The sequence below is a fragment of the Hymenobacter sp. M1-2 genome, assembly GCF_057808495.1.
The window spans coordinates 13,991-36,729 of record NZ_JBTYZO010000012.1; the positions used below are offsets into that span (position 1 = coordinate 13,991).

The window sequence follows — 22,739 nt, forward strand, 5'->3', positions numbered from 1 at the left end:
CCATGCTCATCATCGACTGCCACTGCCACGCCGGCAAAGGCGACGGCCTCACCGGCCCCTGGGACACCGATGCGCCGCTCGGCCCCTATCTGGAGTGGGCCCAGGAAGCGGGCATCCACAAAACCGTGCTCTTCGCCGCTTTTCACTCTGATTACGCGGCGGCCAACCGCCAAGTGGCCCAGCTGGTGCGCCAAGACCCTCAACGGTTCTACGGTTTCGCCTTCGTGCACGCCCAGCGCGACCGGGGCCGGGTGTTGGAAATGGTGGGCACTGCGGTGCAGCAGTACGGTTTCGTCGGTATTAAGTGCCACCGTTACGACGCCCGTATCAGCCGCGAAATCTGCGACGTGGCCCGCGCCTTCCGGCTGCCGGTGCTCTACGATGTGGTGGGCGAAATCTCGGTGGTGGAACTGCTTGGCGAGCAATATCCCGACGTCAACTTCATCATCCCGCACTTGGGCTCTTTCTCCGACGACTGGCGGGCCCAGGCCGGCCTCATCGACCAGCTCGTACGCTTCCCCAATATCCACACCGACACCTCGGGCGTGCGCCGCTTCGACATTCTGCAACGCGCCCTGGACCGCGCCGGACCTCGTAAGTTCCTCTTCGGCTCCGATGGTCCCTGGCTGCATCCCGGCGTGGAGCTAGCCAAGGTTGCCGCTCTACATCTACCGCCAGAAGACGCCAAACTCGTGCTAGCCGGCAACCTGCTGCGCCTCATCAGTCAAGTGCGCCCCGAACCTGCCCAGCCGCCCCGCGTTGCCGTAGCTGCCGAAACAACCAACGAGTGGCGCGACCCGTGGTTGGTGAGGTGATTATGTTATTGGGTGACAGGTAACAGGTTTTGGGTGACAAGTGATGGGTGAGAAGGAGGGAGTAACAAGGGGAAGAGGGAGGTACGAAGGAAAAGCCGTAATTAGCCCCGGAGGGGCGATATATCGGTAGAAAGAAGGACTATAACGTTGAGTAAAGCCCCGGCGGGGCGACACCTTGCCTGCGCGGTCGAGGTGCCGTCTCGCTAGGGCTCTTCTATTGCAGATGCATTCATTTTCAATCTATAGGCCGCTCCGCTGAAACTGCCCGTTCATTACCTCCCCTCCAGTCCTTGTCACGTGTTACCTGTCACTTATCACCTCCTCCCGACGGTGCATTTGCAGGATTCTTTCGCTACAGCCGAGGCGGTGGGCGGCTAGCTTCAGGTTGCCGTTTTCGTGGTGAATGGCCACTTTCTTGGCTATTTCGGTCACTTGGTCTTTGATTTCTTTGAGGCCCAGGCCCTGGTAAAGCAGGCCAGTAACGCCGGCTTCCAGCTCGCCGCTGGGTGGGGCAGCGGGGCCAAGTCGGGCGAAATCGGGCCAGTCGGAGCGCGGAATGTCGCCGATGGTGATGGGGCCTTCGCCGAGGTGCTTGTTGGCGATGCGGTTGATAAGCTGCTGCAACTCGCGCACGTTACCGGGGTAGTCGCGTAAGAGAAGGAAGTCGTACACCTGCCGATCTACGGGCTGCTGAATGTGGTGCTGCCGAAAAAAATGCTCGGCTAGCAGCACGATATCCTCTTTTCTGTCCCGCAAGGGCGGGAGGTGGCAGGTCCAGCCCGAAATGCGGTAGTACAAATCCTGCCGGAACGTACCCTTCCGCACTTCCTCGGCCAAGTCGCGGTTGGTGGCACTTACCAGCCGAAACCGCGCCTGCCGCCAGGTGTTGCTGCCCACCCGTTTATAAGTGCCTTCCTGCAAGGCCCGCAGCAATTCAGCCTGCAAAGGCAGCGGCAACTCGCCCAGCTCATCCAGAAACAGCGTGCCTTCGTGGGCCAAGGCCAGGGCGCCGTCGCGGGTGCTGATGGCGTTGGTAAAAGCGCCCTTCTCGTGCCCAAACAGCTCCGAGCCCGACAAACCGGGAATAAGATTGGTGCAGTCCACCACCACGCAGTCGCGCTTGCTGGGCCGGGCATCGAGGCGGTGAATTTCCTGGGCTACAAGCTCCTTACCGGTGCCGCTTTCGCCCATAATGAGCACCTGGCAGTTGGAAAGCGCCATGTCCACGAGCTGCCGCAACGTATTCACCCAGCATTTGCTGCGGCCCACGAGGCGTTGTTGCAAGTCAGCTACTTTTTCTTCCAGCAACTCCCAGTACGTGAGCCGCGAAGCCACAATCTGCACGGGCTTCGCCACTTCCGGCCAGGCAAATACCTCGGCCACGCCGCTCCGCAGCAGCGCCCAGGTGCTGGCACTGGATAGCCGCTCCACCGATACCGCGATAATGCGCGTCTCGGCGTAGAAATTGAAGGCATCTATGGCTTCCTGCACCTCCGCCAAAACGGATTGTTGGTCGAGAAAGATGATGCCCGCGCCGCTAGGCACGTCGTTCAGGTGCAAGGCCGCCAGCTCAATGCCGGCCGCCTCCAACTGCCCGATGATGTCGGCCAGCGGCCCGTGTTGCCGGGTGAAGGTTTGGAACCAGATGGTGTGTCCTGTGGCCATAACAGAGGACGGGTTAGCTGTGAATGGAATCCTAGCCAGCAGGACTGGTCTGTTTAGCCACCCTCTAACAATAGAGGGATATTTTACATCCGGTCAGGCACATGGCGGCTTCAACCTGTCCGTTGAAGAGACCTGCCGGATGACACACGTTCGTACTAACTAATTATTGATAGAGGCGAAGCTAGGGAATACAACAGCGCTAGAATATAGCATGATGATGTGATTGCGCTGAATAACGGGATCTTGGAACTGATGTAAGAGAAATAAAACCCGACAATGCTTACCAAAGCTTTATGAACCGCATGGGGGACGTTCACTTTGGGCCTTCTACCTGAGAGGCATCAATTTTACCCAAGCAAATCGCAAAGCAGGTGTTATCCAACCGGCCCAAACAGCCTCACAGCTACTTTAAAACTAGGCCTGTTGTAACGGTTGAAGACTTCAGAAAAATAGCAGCCTCAACAAGGTGGCGCAGCTTGTTATTCTTGGAATGGAGGCGAAACTGGCTCGGCAGTGCCGTTAGAATACGGCCGTCATGTATTGGCAGAAGAGCCGAAGTCTAGTTCAGCGTCTGACTGGCGGCGCGTCGCTTTTCCTCCTCGGCGCTGGTGCTGCGCTTGCGCGCGGGTGGTACCTCGTTGCTGCCAAAGCGGTACGTGAACGATAAAGTGCCCACGCGCGTGTCTTGCTTGGAGCGGAAGGTTTCTTCAAATGCCGCATAGCGCGAAGTCGCCCGGATTGGCGCCGTGTAGAGCAGGTCGGCGCCGCTGAGGCGTAGGGTGGCCCGGCCGTCGTAGAAACTCTTTTGCACGCCTGCGCCCAGCTGCCCAAACGCCCCAACTACCTGGAAGGCATACCGCTCGCGGGAATGGTAGCTGCCGTTGAGCTCGGCCGTCCAGCCCTTGCCCAGCGCGAAGGTATTATTGACGTTAGCAATAGCTCCTGGCTGTCCGGCTGGGGTAGTGGAGTCGCCGAACTTGCCTTCGAAATAAATGAAATACGCCTCCGCGTCGGCGTAGAGCTGCCACCATTTGGCGGGCGACATGGGAGCCGTGACTGTGAAGGCGTAGTAATGACGAGTTTGCAGGTTTACATCGGTGGCTGCCACCAATAGGTTGGAGCCGGGCTGGGCCAGGTACACGGGCACAATGGGCCGGTTGGAATACGAGTAGCTCACGCCGCTGATAAACTTTTGGCGGAAGGTGTGCGTCAGCTCCGCGTTGTAACTGGTATGGGGCTGCAAATAGGGGTTGCCAGCGCGGTAGGAAGTGGCGTCTACGTAGGAGCGGAAAGGGTTAAGCTGATTGTAGGTCGGCCGGTCGATGCGGCGGCTCAGCGAGAATCCGAGACTGTGCGTTTCAGAAAACGTACGATTCACACTCAGATTGGGAAAAAGCTGGAAGTAGTGCCGGTCGAAGTTTTGGTCGCCAACCTCCTGCCGACCCTCGGCGTTGGTTTGCTCCGCCCGTAGCCCCGCCACGAGAGTCAGCGCCGGCCGGGTGCGCGACAAACTCAAGTAAGCTGCGTTGATGTTTTCGTCGTAGCGGAAGCGGTTCGACTGGTCGGTATCCAGGGTAGTTTGCCCGTTCTGAGTTCTATAAAACACCACGTCGTTGTCGGAGTGCACCCAGCTGGCCTTCACCCCGGCTTCCAGGCGCATATCCTGGGGTAGTGGCCGCACGTAGTCGGCCTTCACCGACTGAATCCGCAGAGTACCATCCTGGGTGCCCATCAGGGCGATGGGCAAGCGAGTGGGCAGCGCGAATGTGGTAGCTAGGTCCAGCGTACGGTCGGTGCCGTAGCGCGCCATATCGGCATCAAGAGTTAGCTCCGGTGTGCCGGCCGAGTCGGGGCGGAAGGCGTGGCGGAGCGTCAGGTTGCCGGCCACATTGGGCGTGCGCAGATTACGGCGGTTGTCGGAAGTGTAATCGGCAGTAGGCTGCCCTTGTTCATCGAAAATAGCCGAGGCATTCGTGCCTTCCCACGGCGACCGGCTAGCTAGGCCACTGACCATCGCGCCGATAGTGGTGTGTTTGCTAACGTCGTAGTCGACGCCCGTTTTCCACGTGTGCGAAAGGGTTTGGTTGCGCATTTCATTGCGTTGGCGGCTGCCAGTCACCAGCAGGCCATCTTGCAAATAGGCGCGGTCGAAGGTTAGGTTCTGAAAATTCCGCCGGTCAGTGTAGGCGTAGGTGCCGTAGAGGTTGAGGCCTTTATGCCGGTGATTGAGCGAGAGGCCGGAAGTATACTTGCCGTACTTTCCCCGCCCATAGCTGGCATTGACGCTGCCGTTGGTTCCTTGGCGCTGGTCTTTGCGGAGGTTGATGGCAATGATGCCCGCCCCGCCCTGCGCATCGTATTTGGCCGGCGGGTTGGTGATGAGCTCAATATTTTTCACCTGCTCGGCGGGCAGAGCCCGTAGCAGAGCCGCCAAGTCCGCCCCGGTCATGGGCTGCCGCTTGCCATCGATGAGCACCAGCACGCCTTGTTTGCCGCGCAGGGCCAGGTTGTCGTTGCCATCCACGGTCACGCCTGGGGAGCGGCCCAGGATGTCGAGCGCGGTATTCCCCGCCGACAACACGCTGTTTTCCACGTTGACGATGGTACGGTCGGGCAAACGCTCAAACTGCGGCTTCTGGCCCGTAACCGTTACGCCCTGAAGCTGCTGCGCGCTACTCGGCGTGAGCGTGATAGTGAGCGGCGCGCCCACCACCGCCGACGTTTCCAGCGGGCCGGCCCAGGCCCGGACATAGCCCACATACAGCACCGAAATCAGATAGCGGCCCGGCGCGGTGGGTTCCAGCAGAAAACGTCCTTCAGGGTCGCTAAACTCGGTTTTCACCGCCACAGAATCCGCAGCCCGATGAAGCACCACAGTAGCATACTCCACAGCGGCTCCAGCGGCCGTGCGTACCACGCCAGGAATTGGCGCGGGCCGTACTTGAGCCAGCAGTGGCAACGTAAAGAATATTAACGCCAACGTCAGGCGCGAAACCCGGCGCAAAAAGCCGGTAAAAGAAAAACTCATGCGTGCACAATCCGGTGAGCAAAAAACGGAGCGTGCAATAGGTAGTGTGGCAAGCGAAGTCCTGTAGGGAGCCAGGACCTTCGTAGAATCATAGAGCGAATCAGAAACTCGGCCGTAGCTTCCACGGAAGCCAAAGCCGGGTTTCTGATGGGAAAGATAGACACAAAGCACGATAGTGCATCTGATACCTGCCGCAAATTTTGTGGAGCAGTATCAGATTGGGAATTTCTATCCTAACTCTCCTAAGTAAGATGCAAAAAGAGCTTCCTCCGCTCCGTAAAGCCAAGGAAGCTCTTTCCCAAGTAGAAAAATATAGGCTACTTGCTATGTTACCGGAGTGCCGACAATGCTGCTTGTAGGCGCGGTAAAGCGGCTTGGATACTCTCCAACGACGCCCCACCCACCGACATACGAAACCACGGCGCGGTATCGGCCGTGCCAAAGGCGCTAAAGGGCACCAGGGCCAGCCGCGCCTCACTAATGAGGTAGGACGTAAGTTCCTTGGTGGTGCTCAATACCTGCCCCGCCGCGGTGGTTTTGCCTAGCACGTCAAGCTTGGCCGTGAGGTAGATGGCGCCCATCGGCACAATGGAATCGACGGGGTAGCCTTGGGCTTTCAGTTGCTGCAAGCCCGAGTGCAGCGCCTCCAGGCTATTCTGAATGTCTTGCTTGAACTGCCCAACGAAGTCATCTACCGCCGCTTTCTGCGGAAGAAAACTAGCCGTAGCTACTTGCTCAGCTTTCGGCGCCCAGGCGCCCACGTGGCCCAGAATGGCCTTCATCTTATCGATAACGGTAGCCGGCCCGAAGGCGTAGCCCACCCGCACGCCCGTGGCAGCCAAGCTCTTGGAAATGCCGTCGATGTAGATGACGTAGTCGCGCAGTTCGGGCCGCAGGTTTACGGGGTCGAAGTGCTCGGTCTCGCCGAAGGTCAGCAGCCAGTAGATTTGGTCGTAGAGTAGGTAGAGTGGCTTCTCGTAAGGTTGGCGGCGCTGGTTTTCGGCTAGTACCAGGTCGCAGATTTCCAGCAGGTTTTCGCGGGAGAAGGCTGTGCCGGTGGGGTTCAGAGGCGAGCACAAAGCCAGCATCGTGGCGCCGGGCAGATGGGGTTCCAACTCGGCCGCGGTGGGCATAAAATTGTTTTCGGGCGAGGTTTCCAGCATCACGGGCTGGGCGCCGGAGAGGTGGCAGTAGTGGTTGTTGTTCCAACTCGGCACCGGAAACACCACCCGGTCGCCGGGGTCGATGAGGGCTAGGTAGGTGGCGTAGATGAGGGGCCGCGAGCCACCAGCTACCAGCACGTCGTTGGGCGAGTAGTCTAGGCCCAGGCGCTCCTTGGTGAAGGCAGTGGCGGCTTCGCGCAGGGCAGCCATGCCGTTGGCGGGCGGGTAGTTGGTGTGCCCGGCCTGGTAAGCAGCCGTGATTTCGGCTTGCAACTGCGTAGGAATAGGGTAGATAGACGAGTCGAAGTCGCCGATGGTGAGGTTGCAGATCTGCTCCCCCTTGCGAATCATGTCGTTTACTTCATTGCCAATCTTTATGATTTCGGAGCCGATGAGGCTGCCCGCCATTCGCGAAACTTGCATGAGGAAGGAGATGTTGGTCGGCCAAATATAGAAGCTGCCTGCCATTGTGGGCCGGCCCCGCTTGCCAAGAGCCCGGAAAACGTAGCCGTGGAAAATCAAAGCCACGAGGCTCATTAAGTGAGGCTAGCCGCGGTTTACGGTTTGCGTAAACTTGCGGTTTTAATTCACCACCCGATGGCAACTACCCTACTCAACCTGGATATTCCTTCGCTGGCGGCGCTGCCCGCCGCCGCCACGCAAGTCCGCGACGTGCTGGCCGGGCATTCCATCGTGTGTTTTGAGGGGGAAATGGGCGCCGGCAAAACCACCTTCATCAAGGAGCTTTGCCAGACCCTGGGTGTGCCCGCCGCCGATGTAAGCAGCCCCACCTTCTCGCTGGTCAATGAATACCGCGACGCGCACGACCGGCCCATCTACCACTTCGACTTCTACCGGCTCAACGAACCAGCCGAAGCTCTGGGCATCGGAGCTACAGAGTACTTCGATTCCGGCTATCTTTGCCTGATAGAGTGGCCCAGCCGCATTGAGGCGCTATTACCGCCTGAGCGGCTGCTCGTCACGCTCACCGTCACCGGACCCTCTTCGAGGGAATTAATAATTAGTAATTAATAATGAAAAATTGGCTGCCCCTGCGCGTAGGCATTTCGTGTTGCTTCCACAGGGTAAGCCGCTCATTTTTAATTATTAATTCTTAATTATTAATTAAAAAAAGATGCCCGAAGCAGTACCCCCCGGATTTGAGTCGTTGGCTACGAGCCGCGCCTACTTCACGCAGGAATCCATGCTGGCCGTGGAAACGCGGAAGCGTAAGCTGTTTATCGGGTTGCCCCGCGAAACGTCGCTGCAAGAAAACCGCATTTGCCTCACGCCCGAAGCCGTGAAGCACCTCGCAGAGGCGGGCCACGAAGTAGTGATGGAAAGTGGCGCTGGTGAGCCCAGCAAGTATTCCGACCACGACTATTCCGAGGCCGGCGCCACCATTGCCTACTCGCAAAAGGAAGTCTACGAGGCCGACCTCATCCTGAAAGTGGCCCCGCCCACCCACGACGAGATAGAGTTTCTCAAAGCCAACCAGACGCTTATTTCGGCCCTGCAATTTGGTACGCTCACGGCCGAGTACGTAATGGCCCTTACGCGCAAGAAAATCAACGCCATTAGCTTCGAGCTGATCAAGGACCCTTCGGGGGCCCGGCCCGTGGTGCGAGCCATGAGCGAAATAGCTGGCTCCACCGTCATGCTGATTGCGGCTGAGTATCTGGCTCGCTCCAACGAAGGCAAAGGCATTATTCTGGGGGGCATTACGGGCGTGCCTCCGTCGCAGGTCGTGATTCTGGGGGCGGGCACGGTGGCCGAGTACGCCGCCCGCGCCGCTACGGGCCTGGGAGCTGAGGTGAAGGTGTTTGATAATCACTTGTATAAGTTGCGCCGGCTCAAGCAGAATCTGGGAACCCAGCTCTACACCAGCACCCTCGATACCTTCGCCCTGAGCCAGCAGATTCGTCGCGCCGACGTGGTGATTGGCGCGCTCAACGCCGAAGAAGGCCGCATCCCGTTCATGGTGCCCGAAAGCATGGTGGCTAGCATGGCGCCCGGCTCCGTCATTATTGATGTGAGCATCGATCAGGGCGGCTGCTTCGAAACAAGTGAAATGACCAGCCACAGCAAGCCCGTCTTCCGCAAGTACGACGTCATTCACTACTGCGTGCCCAACATTGCTTCGCGGGTGCCGCGCACGGCAACCAACGCGCTGAGCAACATCTTCACGCCGATTCTACAGGAAATCAGCCAGCACGGCGGCATCAACGAGGTGCTCTTTACAAATGAGCATTTCCGTTCCGGAGTGTACGTCTACAAAGGCTCGCTCACCAATGCCACCATCGCCAAGCGCTTCAATATGCGCTATAAGGAGCTGGGCTTGATGATAGCCGTGCGCAACTAGGATCACGGATTAGCACGGATTTTAGCGGATTTCACGGATTTTGTGGACGATTTAGTAGGGAGAGCCTGCGCTTGGGCGCGGGCTTTTTGCTTTAGTTTACTCAATTCTAAAAATTTACGCCTGTCTTGTGCCTCACTTCTCCTAGCTCACATCTTACCACTTAGACATGGAACTCACGGCCCGACCAGCACTGGATTTCACTTCTAATGAGCTGAGCGAGGCGATGAACCGCTCGTTTGAGGATTACTTCGTGGTGTTTGATTTCGATGCGGAGCGTTTCGAGCGGCGCTTTCGGAGCGAGCATCTGGACCCGGCGGCTAGTCGGTTGTGGTTTCGGGAGGAGGAGTTGGTGGGCGTGGTGTTCCTGGCCCGGCGGGGCTGGACGTGCCGGGTGGCGGCGATGGGCCTCGTGAAAGAAGCGCGGAGCCACGGCTACGGCCGCTACATGCTCGAAACCGCCATTACAGAAGCCACCGCCCGCGGCGACCGAAGTATGCTGCTGGAAGTATTTACCGAAAATGAGCCCGCGCGCCGCCTGTACGAACGGCTGGGTTTCCAGAACACCCGGCTGTTAGCCACCTTCCGCCGCGTGCCTACTCTGGCGCCGGCGGCCGAGCCGCTTGCCGAGGTAGACCCGTTGGAAGTGGCGCGTTTGGTGGCGCAGGATGGCGACGCCGACGTGCCGTGGATGTTTTCGGCGGAAAGCCTGGCCGCTGCCGCGCCGCCCGCCCGGGCCGTGCACCTACACGAGCAAGCCTACGCCATCGTACGCCCGGAAGCCACGCGCACGCTGCTCCTGACGCTCATCGTACGTCCGGCCGCGCGGCGGCAGGGATGGGCCACCCGACTGTTGCAGACCTTGGAAACGGCGTTTCCCGAGCAGCCGTTGGTAGCGGCTTTGGTGCCCGAAGGAGCAACCCAGCAGGTGCTGCTAGCCGCCGGGTGGGAGCAGCAACCCCTGACGCTCTACGAAATGGTTCGGCCGCTAGAGTAGGCCGCGAAACGCGCCTACGCCGCCGAGTGGGCCAGCAGCAGCGTCTTCCAGGCGTCCAGTAGGCGGCCTTCTTCCAGTATCTTCTTGCCGAGTACCATCAATTCCTGGCGCTGCCGGGCGGGATTGGTGGCGTGCTTGCTGAGCGTGTAGCTCACCAGCGGATCGAGCCGGAACTCCTGCACCTGCTCGGGCGTGGGCAGGGCTTGCTGCTCGATGTTGGCGAGGCGGCCGAGGTTGTTGCCCGTGAGCAGGTCGGAAGTGCGGATGAACTCGGGGAGCTGGTCGAAGCCGATGCCCTTGTTGCGGTTGGGCTTGGGTACTTCGAAGAGGCTTTCGGGGATAATACGACTGTACCAGTCGCCGCCAAGGCGGGCTACGGCGTCGAACTTGTGCGGGTCGATGCCGGGGCCGGTAGTGAGGAGAATATCTTCCCGGAAATGGGCCCGAACCACCTGGCAAATCACGAGGTTGCCGCCACCGTTGGAGTCGCCGACCGGAATAATCTGCTCTACTATGCACTCCAGCGCCACTGGGCACTCAGCCACGCGGGGGGGACGCACCTTCTCAGAAGCCAGTTCCGTGAGGCCGGCTTTCACGAATTCATTTACACCCCGCTCGTACTCGGTGCTGGCCAACGACATCTGCTCCACCACGGCGTAGTCGCAGATATTGACCACGCACTCGGCCACCTCGCGCACGTTGTAGAGCGTGTGTTTCTGCGTGTTGTCGCGCACGCGGTTAGCGGGCGAGAAGATGAGCGTGGACGGGTTGGAGCTGAACACGTTGAAAAACGAGAACGGGCTCAGATTTACTTCCCCATCGGCCGAAATAGTGCTCACGAAGGCAATGGGCCGCGGCGCCACGGCTCCGAGCAGAAATTGGTGCCATTCAGCCCCCGGCAGCGTGCCCGGCGTGATAGTGCGAAAAGCGTGGGAGAGGTGCTGCGGCGTGGTGTTCATGCTAAATATTTAGAGTGGGTTGGCGCTAAATGAAAAGTAAGGGCCGTGCCTACGAATCAAATTGCCAGTTGGAAAATAGCGAGACGCTGGCGGCACGCCCAGAAACGCAAAGCCTACGAATACCGGCAATGGTCTGGGTGGCAAAAGTCCGCTTCTCCCGGCATTTCTTCACCAATCACACTCAACAATCTACAATCACCCCATCTCCATCAACTCATCAGCCCATTAACCCAGCAAAGAAGCAACACATCATTTAAGCCACTCGGCGGGAATGGCGGGTTTGCCTTGCAGTGGGAGCTGCACGATGAACTCCGTGAATTCGCCTTCCTGGCTTTCCACGCGCAAGCTGCCGCCGTGGCCTTTAGTGATGATGTCGTAGCTCACGGCTAGGCCCAGTGCTGCGCCTTCGTTGCCGGAGCTGGTCGTGAAAAGACGTTGGAAGAAAGTGGCGCGGGCCTGCTCAGAAGTTCCCAGCCCGTTGTCGCGCACCCGGATTTCGGCGCAGCAGTCTATGAGGTGGGTAGTGAGGGACACCTGCGGTACGTAGTCGTCTTCGAGCTGGCCCTGGCGCTGCTGCACGGCGTAGAAGGCGTGCATAAATAAACTCACCAGCGCCCGGCTGATGTCCTGGCGCACGACGGGCACCTGCGGCAGCGTCGGGTCGAGGTGGGGGAGAAGGGCCACGTTGAAGCGCTGGTTTTTGAGGCGCAGGTCGTGGTAGGTAAGGCGCATGTATTCGTTGGCCAGCACGTTGAGGTCGGTGAGCTGGCGTTGGGCGGGGCCGGTGCTCGAATACTCCAGCATGCTGCCCACAATACCCTGGGCCCGCTGGCTGTGCTTGGCGATTTTGGCCTGGTAGCGGCCCAAACTCTCGAACATTTCATCAAGAACCTGCTGCTCCTCCACGAGCAGCGGCATCTTGGCCAATTCCTCCCGGATTTCCTGGCACAGCGTCTCGCTAATGGCCGCGAAGTACTTCACGCTATTCATCGGGTTCTGAATTTCCTGCGCCACCCCAGCCATCAGCCCGCCCAATGAGGCCATCTTCTCGCGCAAAACCAGCTGGCCTTGCGCGGTGCGCAACTCTTGCAGCATCTGGGCCAGCCGGTCGCGCTGCTGGGTGAGTTGCTGCTTCTGCTGCGTTACCTGGGCGTTGAGTTGCTGCAATTGGCGGTTGGCGCGGCGCTGCTGCTGCGTGTAACGGCCCAGCACCAAGCCACCCAGAAAGAGTACCGCCACGCTGGCCCAAAGCGCATAGGTGCGTACTTCCGCCGCGAGACGGCGGTTTTCTTCTTCCAACTGCCGCAGCTGCAACTGCTCGGCAAAGCCAATAGCATCGAGCTGCTTGATGCGCTTCGGGTCGTGCAGGCTATTCTGGGCCGCGAGCATGATGCGCAGGTATTTCAAGGTACTGTCGCGCTGGTTGCGGGCCGTGAATGCCTCCGAAAGCAGGGCGCTGGTACGCAACACGCCCACCGTGAAGGGCAGCGTTTGGCCCACCGCTAAGGCTTTGCGGGCATAATACACGCTGGAATCAGTTTGTTGCTGGCTTTGGTAAAGCTCGGCCAAGTATTGATACGCCCGGCACCGACTGCGTCGGTCGTTTTCCGGCACGGCGGCCAAGGCGCTGCGGCGGTAATAGTTGCGAGCCAGCGCCACTTGCCCGCGCGAGGATTGCAGCAAACCCAATTCGCGCAGCACGTAGGGCGCCGGGTTGCCCCAGCAGCTCCAGGGCCGGTGGCGCGGGCGGATGGTGATTTGGTAAGCTTGGTTGAGGTAGAAAGCAGCCGAGTCTAGCAGCTGAAGCCCCTCGTAGCTGGCGCCAATATTGGTGAGGATGCTCACCAGCTGAGAATCATCATTGACGTGGGCTTGTGTATATAGCTTCCTAGCCCGGAAATAATACCGCAGCGAAGGCCGAAAATCGTCGAGGGCGTAGTAGAGCAGGCCGGTTTGGTTGAGCGTGCGAACCATGCCCAGCAAGTCGTGGCTTTCTTCGTGGAGTTGCAGGGCCTGTAGGTCGGTGCGCAACGCGGCGGGCAAGTTGCCACGCTCCCCCATCAAAATACCAATGCGGGACAGGCAGCGCCCTTCTCCTTTGCGGTAGCCGATGCGCCGGGCCAGTTCCAGCCCCCGCGCCGCATAGTGGTCCACCGAGTCGAGGCTGGAGTAACGGTAGGTGGCGCTCAGATCGGCGAGCAGCAGCACCCGACTGGTATCGGTGCGAGCCTGGGCCAACGCCTGCCGCAACGGCCGCGTTTGCGGACTCTGGCCGACCACGGGCACTACCCGCAACAGCAGCATGCATAGCAGCACCGAAAATGGTAATCTCATGAGTGAAAATAAGAATATATAGCCGTTCTATTCACTGCTTGTGCAGGCCGATTTTGGGATGCCCGTCCAGATATTTAGCTTGCGAAGTGGCTGCTACGGTTAAGCTACGGGTTACTCACAGCATAAAAAAATATGCCCTTGCTCCGCTGCTTGCTACAGAGTCTGTTTCTGCTACTTTCTGTTCCGGCTTTAGCGGGCGGCGCCGATACCACGCAGCTCCGGCGCCATTTGCTGGCTCTCGTCGGTACGCCCGAGCCGCGCAATTACCAACACTTAGCCAGCCTCAACCAAGCCGCCGACTACATCAACACCCAGCTGCGCGCCGCCGGTGCCCGCCCCACAGAACAAACCTACGAAGTGCAGGGCCAAACCTACCGCAACCTCATTGGCAGCTTCGGGCCCGAAGCCGCGCCGCGCCTCATTATTGGAGCGCATTACGATGTGTGCGGCGAGCAGCCCGGCGCCGACGACAACGGTACTGGCGTGGCGGCGCTGCTGGAATTGGCACACCTCCTGGGCCAACAGCCCAACCTGCCCTACCGCATCGATCTAGTGGCGTACACGCTGGAAGAGCCGCCCTTCTTTCGGACCAAGAACATGGGCAGTTACGTGCACGCGCAAAGCCTGCACGCGGCGGAAGTGCCGGTGCGCGGCATGGTGTCGTTGGAAATGCTGGGCTACTACGACGACCGGAAAGGCAGCCAGCACTACCCATTTGGGCCGCTGAAGTGGATATATGGCACGCGCGGCAACTACGTGACAGTGGCCCAGAAATTCGGTAATGGCCGTTTTGGGCGACAGTTCGCGCGGCGCTACAAAGCGGCGGCTCAGCTCCCGGTGAAACGCTTTAAGGCCCCCGCCTGGCTGCCCGGCATCGACTTCTCCGACCACCTCAACTACTGGCAGTTCGACTACTCTGCCATACTACTCACCGACACCTCCTTCTACCGCAACCAACACTACCACCAAACCACCGACACGCTCAACCGCCTCGACATGCGCCGCCTGGGCCTAGCCGTGGATGCCGTGCTGGCGACGTTGCTGGCATTGTAGACGCTGCGCGTTTTTGCTAAGGCCCTCAACAACGCGGACGAATTAGAGCGAGTTTGCGGTTGCAGGGTGTAGCGTGAAGCTCCGGCTTCGCGCATCGTTGCTGAGGTTGAACGAGAATCGTTGTTACGGTGCGGTTTCAGTCGTTCAACCTCAGCAACGATACGCGAAGCGGGAGCTTCGCGCTACTGCCCCACGCCAGTCAGTTCATTAACCAAAGAATTGCTCTAGGTCCTCTGGGTTGGCTGCCGGCCTACCCAGACTCGGCCGCGGCGGACCCAGTAGATAGTCTCGCCATCGGGAGTGGTTTCGGTGCGGAAAGAGCGGTGGCGCAAGAAACGCCGTAAGGAAAGATATTCTTGGTTATCAGGACCGAAGTCGACCAAGGGTTCCTCATAAGTATACGCTTGCCAACTTAAAGCCGCCACGCCCGGCAAGGTGCGAAAAGGCTCGGGCAGGGGAGAAGGAGTCGTAACAACAGGCCCAAAAACACCCTCGTAATGCGCAATTCGCTCCTGCACTGCCGCTACGAGCTGGCTGCGGTGAAACTCGGTTTCAAACACCCAAATGGCCAGATGACTTGGTTCGTTTAGCGCGCGTAGGGCAGTTTGCCAGCGAGTGAAGTTCGCTAGCAACCCAGCCAGCAACTCACGGCGCAGACCAGTAGGAGGTTGTGGGTGAAGCCACTGATGCCGCTTTACACGGTGGAGGTTCTGCCACGGACTTACCCACAGCTTCTGGTAGTCGTAGTGTTGTCGGCGGAGCAAGGCTACGTCAAGAGCAGGTTGTTCTTCTCGCTGCCATCGTTGCACCCGACGGGCATGGCGGCGTAATCCGCGCAATCGTTTCATGGTCGGGCAAAGACGGTTTTTGTTTTAATCCAGGAAGTAAGCCGTGGGAAGAAAGAGGCAGATTATGACCGCGTTACGTGTAACCCATTGTCCAGGTAAGGCTTACGCTAAGCGGTGAGGTTGGTCAAAAAAGACGAAGAAATAGACAAAAGAGGTTGCTTATTCGCTAAAGTAGTATAGATTTACTAATCAATTATAGCAATTTGTCTTTCACACCTACTTACCACTCCGATGGTTGCTCCTGCCTGCCCCAAATGCGAATCGAAAGAAGCCACCAAAAGCGGTGTGATAAGCGAAAGGCAACGGTTTAAGTGTAAGAACTGCGGCTACCATTACACCGTGGCCAAGGTAGGGCGGGAGGTCAATTCGTATTACGTTATCAAGGCTTTGCAGCTCTACATCGAAGGCGTGAGCTACCGCGAAATAGAGCGGCTGCTGGGCGTGAGCCACGTGAGCGTGATGAACTGGGTGAAGAAGTATGGCGTGCGCGCGCCCCGTCAAACCGACTACCATCCAACCTACAAAATATTGAATCAGAAAGAACTGGCGGAGTTTTTTCAAAACCCGCAGAACCTGAAAGGCACGGGCCTGGTGGTGACGGAGCTAGGCGATAAATACATGATGATTCGCTGGGAACGGTTTAAAGCGTAGCGGGACTATAGTCATTAGCGAAAGTATAGCAGAAACGTGACTTCGCCCTTGCGGTTTTGCTACTTGGTTGGGCCGAACCGGGAGAATCGCTTCCGGCCGTCGGGTAGTTGCTTCCCACCGCTCACCCAACCCAACCCCTTATGCGAAACGCTCGTTACGCACTCGCCTTCAGTGGCCTGCTTGCTAGTCTTGCGGCCACGGCCCAAGTAACGCCGGCGGTGCCGGACACAGCCCGGCGCACGCCCACGCAACCCACCACGCCCACGCCGACCACCGTGCCGCCGGTCAATCCGCAGGCCCCGTCCGTGTCGCAGTCGCCGCCGCCAGCCGCTACGCCCACCACGGGAACCGTGCCCTACGGCGCTGGTATGAAGGTCAATATCTCGCCCGACGGCTCCAAGTACCTGCGCTTTATCACTTGGCACCAGATCTGGACGCGCTACACCGAGAACAACTCTGGCACGTTGCGCGCACCGGGCAAGCCGCAGAGCGACCAGGTAGATTTTTCCATCCGCCGTTCCCGCCTCATTGTGTTGTCGCAGCTCAATCCGCGGTTTCTAATCTACACCCACATCGGCATCAACAACCAGACCGCCGTGAGTGGGGGCGTGAACCCTGCCACGGACGGGAAGAAGCCGCAGCTTTTCATTCACGAGGCCGTGGTGGAGTACAAGATCAATAAGTACCTGGACCTGGGCGCGGGTATGCACTACCAGAACGGCCTCTCGCGCCTGACTCGCTCCAGCACGCTCAACTTCCTGACCCTGGACGCGCCACTTACTAACTGGCCCATCATCGAAGCAGCCGACCAGTTTGCCCGGGGCATCGGTGCCTACGCCAAGGGCCGCGTGAGCAAGCTCGACTACGTTTTCTCGGTCAATGAATCTTTCCTGACTAACCAAGCCGGAGCCTTCAGCACGCCCCTGGGCCTGGGGTCGGTGAGCGGCACGGGCGCGAACCAGACCAATACGGGGACCAACGTGGCTCAGTACAACCCGCAGAGCACCAAGCATATTTATCAAGGGTACCTGAGCTGGGAGTTTCTGGATCAGGAGTCGAATCTGCTGCCCTTCAACGTGGGATCTTACCTGGGCACGAAGCGGGTATTTAATCTCGGCGGCGGGTTTCTTTACAACGCCGATGGCATGTACTCCCGGCCTTCGAGCAGCGTGCTGACTGCGGCCGACATTACGGCGGCCAACGCTCCCGGAGCCAATCAGTTTGACGTAGTGCCCACCGAAAAGCACGACATCGGCCTGTGGGCGCTGGACGCCTTCTTCGACACGCCGATCAACAAAGAGACGGGCACCGCCTTCACGGCGTACGCGGTCTACTACAACTACGACTTCGGTCCCAACCACGTGCGCTACATCGGGGCCGCCAACCCCGGTTACGGCGCCGCGGCTCTGCGGGGCAATGCCGTGCCGCACTCTGGCACTGGCCAGGTCGGCTTCGTGGAAACCGGCTACCTGCTGCCCAAAAGCCTGCTCGGCCCCAAAGTGCGCGTGCAGCCCTACGTTTCGGAACTGCTGGCGGCTTACGATGGACTGCGCAAGAGCGACGGCGACCGGCAAAACGTGTACATCACCGACGTGGGGGCGAACTTCTTTCTGGAAGGCCACAACGCCAAATTCACGCTCAACTACCGCGCCCGGCCCGATTTCACCAACGTGAACGACGTGCAGTACCGGCCGGAAGTCACCCTGCAAACCCAGATTTTCCTGTAGGCCGGGTGTGTTTCCTGACTCTGTGATTTTTCCCATTCCAACCAGCGCATACCCCACCATGGAACAAAGCATTCCCCGCGCAGGCGGCTACTCTGCCGCCGACGCTCCGGTAGAGCACGACAACAACGCGGTGTCCACCAGCAAGATCTGGCAGGTTATCACGGCCTCGTCGGTAGGCACCGTCATCGAGTGGTACGACTTTTACATTTTCGGCTCCCTGGCCGCCATCATCGGGCCGGTTCTGTTCGGCTCGACCGGCAAGATTGAAGACACGATTCTGGGCACGCTGGCCGTATTCGGGGCCGGCTTCGTGGTGCGACCGTTTGGAGCCCTAGTGTTTGGCCGCATCGGCGACTTGGTGGGCCGTAAATACACGTTCCTGCTCACGCTGCTCATCATGGGCGGCGCCACCTTCGTCACGGGCCTCATTCCGAGCTACGACAAAATCGGCATCGCCGCGCCCATCATCGTGACCATCCTGCGCCTGCTGCAAGGCCTGGCGCTAGGCGGCGAATACGGCGGCGCCACCACCTACGTAGCCGAACACTCGCCCGACAACCGCCGCGGCTACTTCACCTCCTTCATTCAGATCACGGCCACGGCGGGTCTGTTTATCAGCATTCTGGTGATTATCACCACCCGCAAAACCATGGGCGAAGACGCCTTTAAAGAGTGGGGATGGCGCATTCCGTTTCTGCTCTCGGGCCTGCTGGTAATTGCCTCGTACTACATCCGCCGCAAGCTGCACGAGTCGCCGCTGTTTGCCAAGGCTAAGGCCGAGGGCAAAACCAGCACCAACCCATTGAAGGAATCTTTCGTGAACCCCGTTAACCGTCGGCTGGTCTTGATTTCGCTGTTTGGCGCCACTATGGGCCAGGGCGTGGTATGGTACACCGGCCAGTTCTACGCCTACGCTTTCATGCAGAACACGCTCAAACTCGACCTCGTGGATGCCAGCGTGGTGCTCTGCGTGGCCCTGCTGCTGGCCACGCCATTCTTCGTGTACTTCGGCAGCCTTTCGGACCGGATTGGGCGCAAGAAAATCATCATGATGGGCCTGCTCTGCGGCGCCTTGTTCACCATTCCGATCTTCTACGGCCTCAAAGCCTTTGCCGGCCCGCTCACGGAAGTAACCGCCGCCACCGTGGATGCCACCGGCAAAGCCGTGCCCGCCGTGATGAAGGCCCTTTCGCCCAGCCTCGTGCCCATGACGGCGCTGGTGTTCTGCCTGGTGCTGTTCGTGACGATGGCCTACGGTCCCATTGCGGCCTACCTCGTAGAGCTATTCCCCACCAAAGTGCGCTACACCTCCCTTTCGCTGCCCTATCACATCGGAAATGGCGTGTTCGGGGGCTTCGTGCCCTTCATTGCCACGGCCCTCACCCTGCGCGCCGCCGCCCAGCCGGGAGGCACGCTGTTCAAGGAGTACAGCAGCTTCGCGGGCCTGCTCTACCCAGTTCTTATTGCGCTGATCTGCTGGTTTATCGGCACGGCGCTGATGAAAGACGTGCGCAACGTGCGCCTCATGGAAGACAATCCTGCGGCCTAGCCTACCGCCCGCTCGGTAGGATGATGCAAAGTCCGTCGGGCCGTTGGTTCGGCGGACTTTGTTATGTTGCCGAAGCACTACGCTACATTGCCTGGCCTACTTCATTGCTCTCGCACCATGCCACCCATTCCGCCCCAGGAGCGCCAGGAACAGCGTCGCGGCCAGCGGCTGCTGTTCGTCTCGTTGCTCTTCGGCGTGCTACTCAACTTCCCGCTCCTCGCCGTCTTCGACCACGACGGTCGGGTAGGGGGCGTGCCCGTGCTCTACCTCTACGTCCTGCTCACCTGGTCCGCGCTAGTCCTGCTCACCGGCTGGCTCGTGAAATCAATTAAGAATTAGGAATGAGTGAATGAGTGAATGAGTGAATGAGTGAATGAAGCTTCCTGAACACCTACCTCGGCAACTGTTCACTGCTCATTGTTAGTTGTTCATTGTCGTCCGTTCCGGTCTGCCCGCTTTTTCGGCGGGCTGACCGGTCGCCGCTAGCTGATGTTGTTCTGGCTGCTCGTTCGCCCCAATTCAGAATGAACGGATGGCGCGCCCTTCGACCGGTCAGCCCGCCGAAAAAGCGGGCAGACCGGAGCCACCGGCCAATTCTTAATTTTTAATTCTCAATTTTTAATTAAAAGATGTCCACCCTGCTCGTCATTGGCTTTTCGTTCGGCTACCTCGCCCTGCTGTTTGGGGTGGCGTATGCGGCGGAGCGTCGGTCGGCGGCGCGGCGGAGTTTGGTGAGCAACCCCTACGTGTACGCCCTGAGCATGGCCGTGTACTGCACGGCCTGGACGTACTACGGCTCGGTGGGGCGGGCCGCGCACTTCGGGCTGGAGTTCATCGGTATCTATCTGGGTCCCACGCTCATGGCCCCGATGGCCTGGCTGGTGCTGCGCAAAATCATTCGGGTGTGCCGCATGCAGCGCCTCACCTCCATTGCCGACTTCATCTCAGCCCGTTACGGCAAAAGCGCCTGGCTCGGCGCCCTCGTCACGGTGGTGTGCGTGCTGGGTGTGGTGCCCTACATTTCACTGCAAATCAAGGCCATTGCCGCTTCCTTCGACATCCTGACCCGGCCCGTTGGTGCCATCAACCTGCCCGTGACGGATGCGGCCGGCTCGGCGCTGTATACCACGGTGGCGCTGGCCTTCTTTACCATCATTTTCGGGGTGCGCAGCATCGAGGCCACCGAGCGGCACGAGGGCATGGTGCTGGCCGTGGCCCTGGAAAGCCTGGTGAAGCTGGTGGCGTTTCTGGCGGCGGGCCTGTTCGTCACCTACGGCCTGTTCGACGGGTTTGCGGATGTGTTTGAGCGCGCCGCCTCCGTGCCCGACCTGCGCCGGCTGTTCACGCTGGAAGGAGCCGGGACCAGCGGGGCGCAGTGGTTCACGCTGCTCGTGCTCAGTATGGCGGCCATTCTACTGCTGCCGCGCCAGTTCCAGGTGTCCGTCGTCGAAAACGTGAATGAGGACCACCTGCGCAAAGCCATGTGGCTGTTTCCGCTCTACCTCATCATCATCAACCTGTTCGTACTGCCGCTGGCTTTTGGGGGGCGCCTGCTCGATGGGGGCCGGCTGCTCGACGCCGATACGTTTGTGCTGGCGCTGCCCTTGCAGGCGGGGCACCCGTGGCTGGCCCTGCTCATCTACCTCGGCGGACTATCGGCGGCTTCGTCCATGATTATCGTCGAAACCATTGCCCTGAGCGTGATGATGAGCAACCACCTGCTCATGCCGCTGCTGGTGCGCATTCCGGCGGCGCGCACCGAAGAAGGAACGCGCTGGTTTGCCTACCTCAGCCAGGTAGCCCTGCACAGCCGCCGCCTGGCCGTGGTGCTGGTGCTGCTGCTGGCTTACGGCTACTACGCGGTGGTGGGTCATTTGCTGCCGCTCGTCAACATTGGACTGGTGTCGTTTGCGGCGGTGGCGCAGTTCGTGCCGGTGGTGCTGGGCGGGCTCTACTGGAAAGGCGGGACCCGCCAAGGCGCTACGGCGGGCATTCTGGCGGGTTTTCTGCTCTGGTTTTTCACGCTGGTGCTGCCCACCATGGTCGGGCCGGATATGCTGCCGCGGACGGTGCTCACGGAGGGCCTGTTCGGGCTGTCGTGGCTGCGGCCGTTTGCGCTGTTCGGGCTCGAAGGACTCGACTACCTGTCGCACGGCTTGTTCTGGAGCTGGTTTTTCAACGTGGGGCTCTACGTGGGCGTGTCGTTGCTGCGGACGCCCACGGCCCTGGAAGAACACCAGGCCGACGTGTTCGTGGACGTGTTTCGCTACGGCACCGTGTTCGAAGGACCCGCCGGCTGGCAAAGCGCCGCCCCACTGCCCGACGTGCGCGCCCTGCTCACCGGCTTTCTCGGGAAAAAACGCACCAACCAGGCCCTGCGCGCCTTCCAGGACCGCTTCCCCGAGGCGCACAGCACCGAAGACCTAGCCCCGCCCCAGGCCGACCCGCGCCTGCTGGCCTACGCCGAAAAGCTGCTCGCCGGCTCCATCGGCCCCGCTTCGGCTAGGCTGCTGCTGCGTTCCTCGGTGGGAGTGGAGGACATCAGCTTCGACAACGTGGTGGGCATTCTCAAGGAAAGCCAGCAGCTGCTCGAAGCCAACCGCCAGCTCCAAAAGCAGCAGCGCCAATTACAACGCCTCACCGACGAACTCCGCGCCGCCTACGACCAGCTCCGGGAGCTGGACCAGCACAAAGACGAGTTCCTCTACACCGTTACGCACGAGCTGCGCACCCCGCTCACTAGCATCCGGGCCCTGTCCGAAATCCTCTCCGACAACCCCGACATGGACGAGGAGGAGCGCCAACGCTTCCTGCTCACCATCACCCGCGAGTCGGAGCGCCTAAGCCGCCTCATCACGCTGGTCCTCGACCTCGAAAAGTACGAGTCCGGCAAGGCCACCCTCGACAAAACGCCCGTCGATGTGGCCGACGTCATCACCGACGCCCTCGATGCCGTGGGCCAGCTCCTGCGCGACAAGCACATCCACCTCGACGTGGCCGTGCCGCCCGGCCTGCCCCACCTGTCCGGCGACCGGGACCGGCTCATGCAAGTGCTCGTCAACCTACTCTCCAACGCCGTCAAATACTGCCGCCCCGACGGCTCCGGCCGCATCGGCGTGTTGGTCGAAACCGGCTCCGCCACCCTGCGCATCACGGTGCAGGACAACGGCAAGGGCATTGCGCCGGAGTTTCACCAGCTCATCTTCGACAAGTTTTTCCAGGCCCGCCACCAAACCATGCGCAAGCCCGAAGGCTCCGGCCTGGGCCTGGCCATCACCCGCAAAATCGTAGAGCTGCACGCCGGCCGCATCTGGGTCGAAAGCCAACCCGACCAAGGCGCCAAATTCTCCTTCGAACTACCCGTGGAAAAGAATGAAGAATTAGGAATGAAGAATTAAGAATTGAATACGCCCTCCGGTCTGCCCGCTTTTTTGCGGGCTGACCGGTCGAAGTACGCGCCGCCCGGCAGTTCTGCACAAGGAATGAAGAATCCCGCCAGCCACCCCACCACCCCGCCACTAAATCCTCGCCCTCGCTCGTCTAAAACCTCGCGCACTACCCAACAAAAAGCACCATCACCCCAACACGCCA

At 59.8% G+C, this 22,739-nt stretch carries 16 protein-coding genes; 10 read left to right on the forward strand and 6 right to left on the reverse strand.

What is annotated here, in order from left to right:
* Positions 1–2: 2 nt before the first annotated feature.
* Entirely contained in the window at positions 3–815 is an 813-nt protein-coding gene (locus tag ACYSMN_RS12760; protein ID WP_488924273.1) for an amidohydrolase family protein, read from the forward strand.
* A 300-nt stretch (positions 816–1,115) separates the two neighbouring features.
* Here ACYSMN_RS12760 and ACYSMN_RS12765 read toward each other — a convergent pair whose 3' ends face one another.
* The 3 genes from ACYSMN_RS12765 to ACYSMN_RS12775 all read right to left on the reverse strand — a co-directional run bounded on the left by ACYSMN_RS12765 (position 1,116) and on the right by ACYSMN_RS12775 (position 7,094).
* Positions 1,116–2,480 carry a sigma 54-interacting transcriptional regulator gene (locus ACYSMN_RS12765; protein ID WP_488924274.1) on the reverse strand — a complete coding sequence of 455 codons (1,365 nt, stop codon included), beginning with the start codon at positions 2,478–2,480 and terminating at the stop codon, positions 1,116–1,118.
* Positions 2,481–3,039: 559 nt separating this feature from the next.
* On the reverse strand, positions 3,040–5,508 hold the full coding sequence (locus tag ACYSMN_RS12770) for an outer membrane beta-barrel protein (protein ID WP_488924275.1): 2,469 nt from the start codon (positions 5,506–5,508) through the stop codon (positions 3,040–3,042).
* 329 nt (positions 5,509–5,837) lie between these two features.
* A complete protein-coding gene (locus ACYSMN_RS12775) occupies positions 5,838–7,094 on the reverse strand; it encodes a pyridoxal phosphate-dependent aminotransferase (protein WP_488924276.1) in 1,257 nt (418 codons plus the stop codon).
* A 174-nt stretch (positions 7,095–7,268) separates the two neighbouring features.
* On the opposite strand from ACYSMN_RS12775, the gene tsaE reads away from it, so the two are divergent.
* From tsaE to ACYSMN_RS12790, 3 genes are all read left to right on the forward strand, one after another.
* On the forward strand, positions 7,269–7,703 hold the full coding sequence (gene tsaE, locus ACYSMN_RS12780) for a tRNA (adenosine(37)-N6)-threonylcarbamoyltransferase complex ATPase subunit type 1 TsaE (RefSeq protein WP_488924277.1): 435 nt from the start codon (positions 7,269–7,271) through the stop codon (positions 7,701–7,703).
* A gap of 103 nt (positions 7,704–7,806) precedes the next feature.
* Positions 7,807–9,033, forward strand: a complete 1,227-nt coding sequence (locus ACYSMN_RS12785; RefSeq protein ID WP_488924278.1) for an alanine dehydrogenase — start codon at positions 7,807–7,809, stop codon at positions 9,031–9,033.
* Positions 9,034–9,199: 166 nt separating this feature from the next.
* Entirely contained in the window at positions 9,200–10,027 is an 828-nt protein-coding gene (locus ACYSMN_RS12790; RefSeq protein WP_488924279.1) for a GNAT family N-acetyltransferase, read from the forward strand.
* Positions 10,028–10,041: 14 nt separating this feature from the next.
* On the opposite strand, the gene ACYSMN_RS12795 is transcribed toward ACYSMN_RS12790, so the two are convergent.
* Both ACYSMN_RS12795 and ACYSMN_RS12800 read right to left on the reverse strand, forming a co-directional pair.
* A complete protein-coding gene (locus ACYSMN_RS12795) occupies positions 10,042–10,986 on the reverse strand; it encodes a flavin reductase family protein (RefSeq protein ID WP_488924280.1) in 945 nt (314 codons plus the stop codon).
* Positions 10,987–11,235: 249 nt separating this feature from the next.
* Entirely contained in the window at positions 11,236–13,320 is a 2,085-nt protein-coding gene (locus tag ACYSMN_RS12800; RefSeq protein WP_488924281.1) for a tetratricopeptide repeat-containing sensor histidine kinase, read from the reverse strand.
* A 132-nt stretch (positions 13,321–13,452) separates the two neighbouring features.
* On the opposite strand from ACYSMN_RS12800, the gene ACYSMN_RS12805 reads away from it, so the two are divergent.
* Positions 13,453–14,373, forward strand: a complete 921-nt coding sequence (locus ACYSMN_RS12805; RefSeq protein ID WP_488924282.1) for a M28 family peptidase — start codon at positions 13,453–13,455, stop codon at positions 14,371–14,373.
* Positions 14,374–14,597: 224 nt separating this feature from the next.
* Here ACYSMN_RS12805 and ACYSMN_RS12810 read toward each other — a convergent pair whose 3' ends face one another.
* Positions 14,598–15,221: a hypothetical protein gene (locus tag ACYSMN_RS12810; protein WP_488924283.1), complete on the reverse strand. Its 624-nt coding sequence runs from the start codon at positions 15,219–15,221 to the stop codon at positions 14,598–14,600.
* 231 nt (positions 15,222–15,452) lie between these two features.
* Between ACYSMN_RS12810 and ACYSMN_RS12815 the strand changes: the two genes are divergently transcribed.
* The 5 genes from ACYSMN_RS12815 to ACYSMN_RS12835 all read left to right on the forward strand — a co-directional run bounded on the left by ACYSMN_RS12815 (position 15,453) and on the right by ACYSMN_RS12835 (position 22,546).
* On the forward strand, positions 15,453–15,872 hold the full coding sequence (locus ACYSMN_RS12815) for a transposase (protein WP_488924284.1): 420 nt from the start codon (positions 15,453–15,455) through the stop codon (positions 15,870–15,872).
* 140 nt (positions 15,873–16,012) lie between these two features.
* On the forward strand, positions 16,013–17,599 hold the full coding sequence (locus tag ACYSMN_RS12820) for a hypothetical protein (protein WP_488924285.1): 1,587 nt from the start codon (positions 16,013–16,015) through the stop codon (positions 17,597–17,599).
* Between the two features lie 58 nt (positions 17,600–17,657).
* Positions 17,658–19,148, forward strand: coding sequence for an MFS transporter (locus ACYSMN_RS12825; RefSeq protein WP_488924286.1), 1,491 nt, complete (start codon positions 17,658–17,660; stop codon positions 19,146–19,148).
* 117 nt (positions 19,149–19,265) lie between these two features.
* Positions 19,266–19,487 carry a hypothetical protein gene (locus ACYSMN_RS12830; protein WP_488924287.1) on the forward strand — a complete coding sequence of 74 codons (222 nt, stop codon included), beginning with the start codon at positions 19,266–19,268 and terminating at the stop codon, positions 19,485–19,487.
* 290 nt (positions 19,488–19,777) lie between these two features.
* Entirely contained in the window at positions 19,778–22,546 is a 2,769-nt protein-coding gene (locus tag ACYSMN_RS12835; RefSeq protein ID WP_488924288.1) for an ATP-binding protein, read from the forward strand.
* The last annotated feature ends 193 nt before the right edge of the window (positions 22,547–22,739 follow it).

Coding starts and splice junctions, on each gene's coding strand:
- ACYSMN_RS12760 (WP_488924273.1), top strand. CDS start 3: ATGCTCATCATCGACTGCCACTGCCACGCCGGCAAAGGCGACGGCCTC.
- ACYSMN_RS12765 (WP_488924274.1), bottom strand. CDS start 2,480: ATGGCCACAGGACACACCATCTGGTTCCAAACCTTCACCCGGCAACAC.
- ACYSMN_RS12770 (WP_488924275.1), bottom strand. CDS start 5,508: ATGAGTTTTTCTTTTACCGGCTTTTTGCGCCGGGTTTCGCGCCTGACG.
- ACYSMN_RS12775 (WP_488924276.1), bottom strand. CDS start 7,094: ATGCAAGTTTCGCGAATGGCGGGCAGCCTCATCGGCTCCGAAATCATA.
- tsaE (WP_488924277.1), top strand. CDS start 7,269: ATGGCAACTACCCTACTCAACCTGGATATTCCTTCGCTGGCGGCGCTG.
- ACYSMN_RS12785 (WP_488924278.1), top strand. CDS start 7,807: ATGCCCGAAGCAGTACCCCCCGGATTTGAGTCGTTGGCTACGAGCCGC.
- ACYSMN_RS12790 (WP_488924279.1), top strand. CDS start 9,200: ATGGAACTCACGGCCCGACCAGCACTGGATTTCACTTCTAATGAGCTG.
- ACYSMN_RS12795 (WP_488924280.1), bottom strand. CDS start 10,986: ATGAACACCACGCCGCAGCACCTCTCCCACGCTTTTCGCACTATCACG.
- ACYSMN_RS12800 (WP_488924281.1), bottom strand. CDS start 13,320: ATGAGATTACCATTTTCGGTGCTGCTATGCATGCTGCTGTTGCGGGTA.
- ACYSMN_RS12805 (WP_488924282.1), top strand. CDS start 13,453: ATGCCCTTGCTCCGCTGCTTGCTACAGAGTCTGTTTCTGCTACTTTCT.
- ACYSMN_RS12810 (WP_488924283.1), bottom strand. CDS start 15,221: ATGAAACGATTGCGCGGATTACGCCGCCATGCCCGTCGGGTGCAACGA.
- ACYSMN_RS12815 (WP_488924284.1), top strand. CDS start 15,453: ATGGTTGCTCCTGCCTGCCCCAAATGCGAATCGAAAGAAGCCACCAAA.
- ACYSMN_RS12820 (WP_488924285.1), top strand. CDS start 16,013: ATGCGAAACGCTCGTTACGCACTCGCCTTCAGTGGCCTGCTTGCTAGT.
- ACYSMN_RS12825 (WP_488924286.1), top strand. CDS start 17,658: ATGGAACAAAGCATTCCCCGCGCAGGCGGCTACTCTGCCGCCGACGCT.
- ACYSMN_RS12830 (WP_488924287.1), top strand. CDS start 19,266: ATGCCACCCATTCCGCCCCAGGAGCGCCAGGAACAGCGTCGCGGCCAG.
- ACYSMN_RS12835 (WP_488924288.1), top strand. CDS start 19,778: ATGTCCACCCTGCTCGTCATTGGCTTTTCGTTCGGCTACCTCGCCCTG.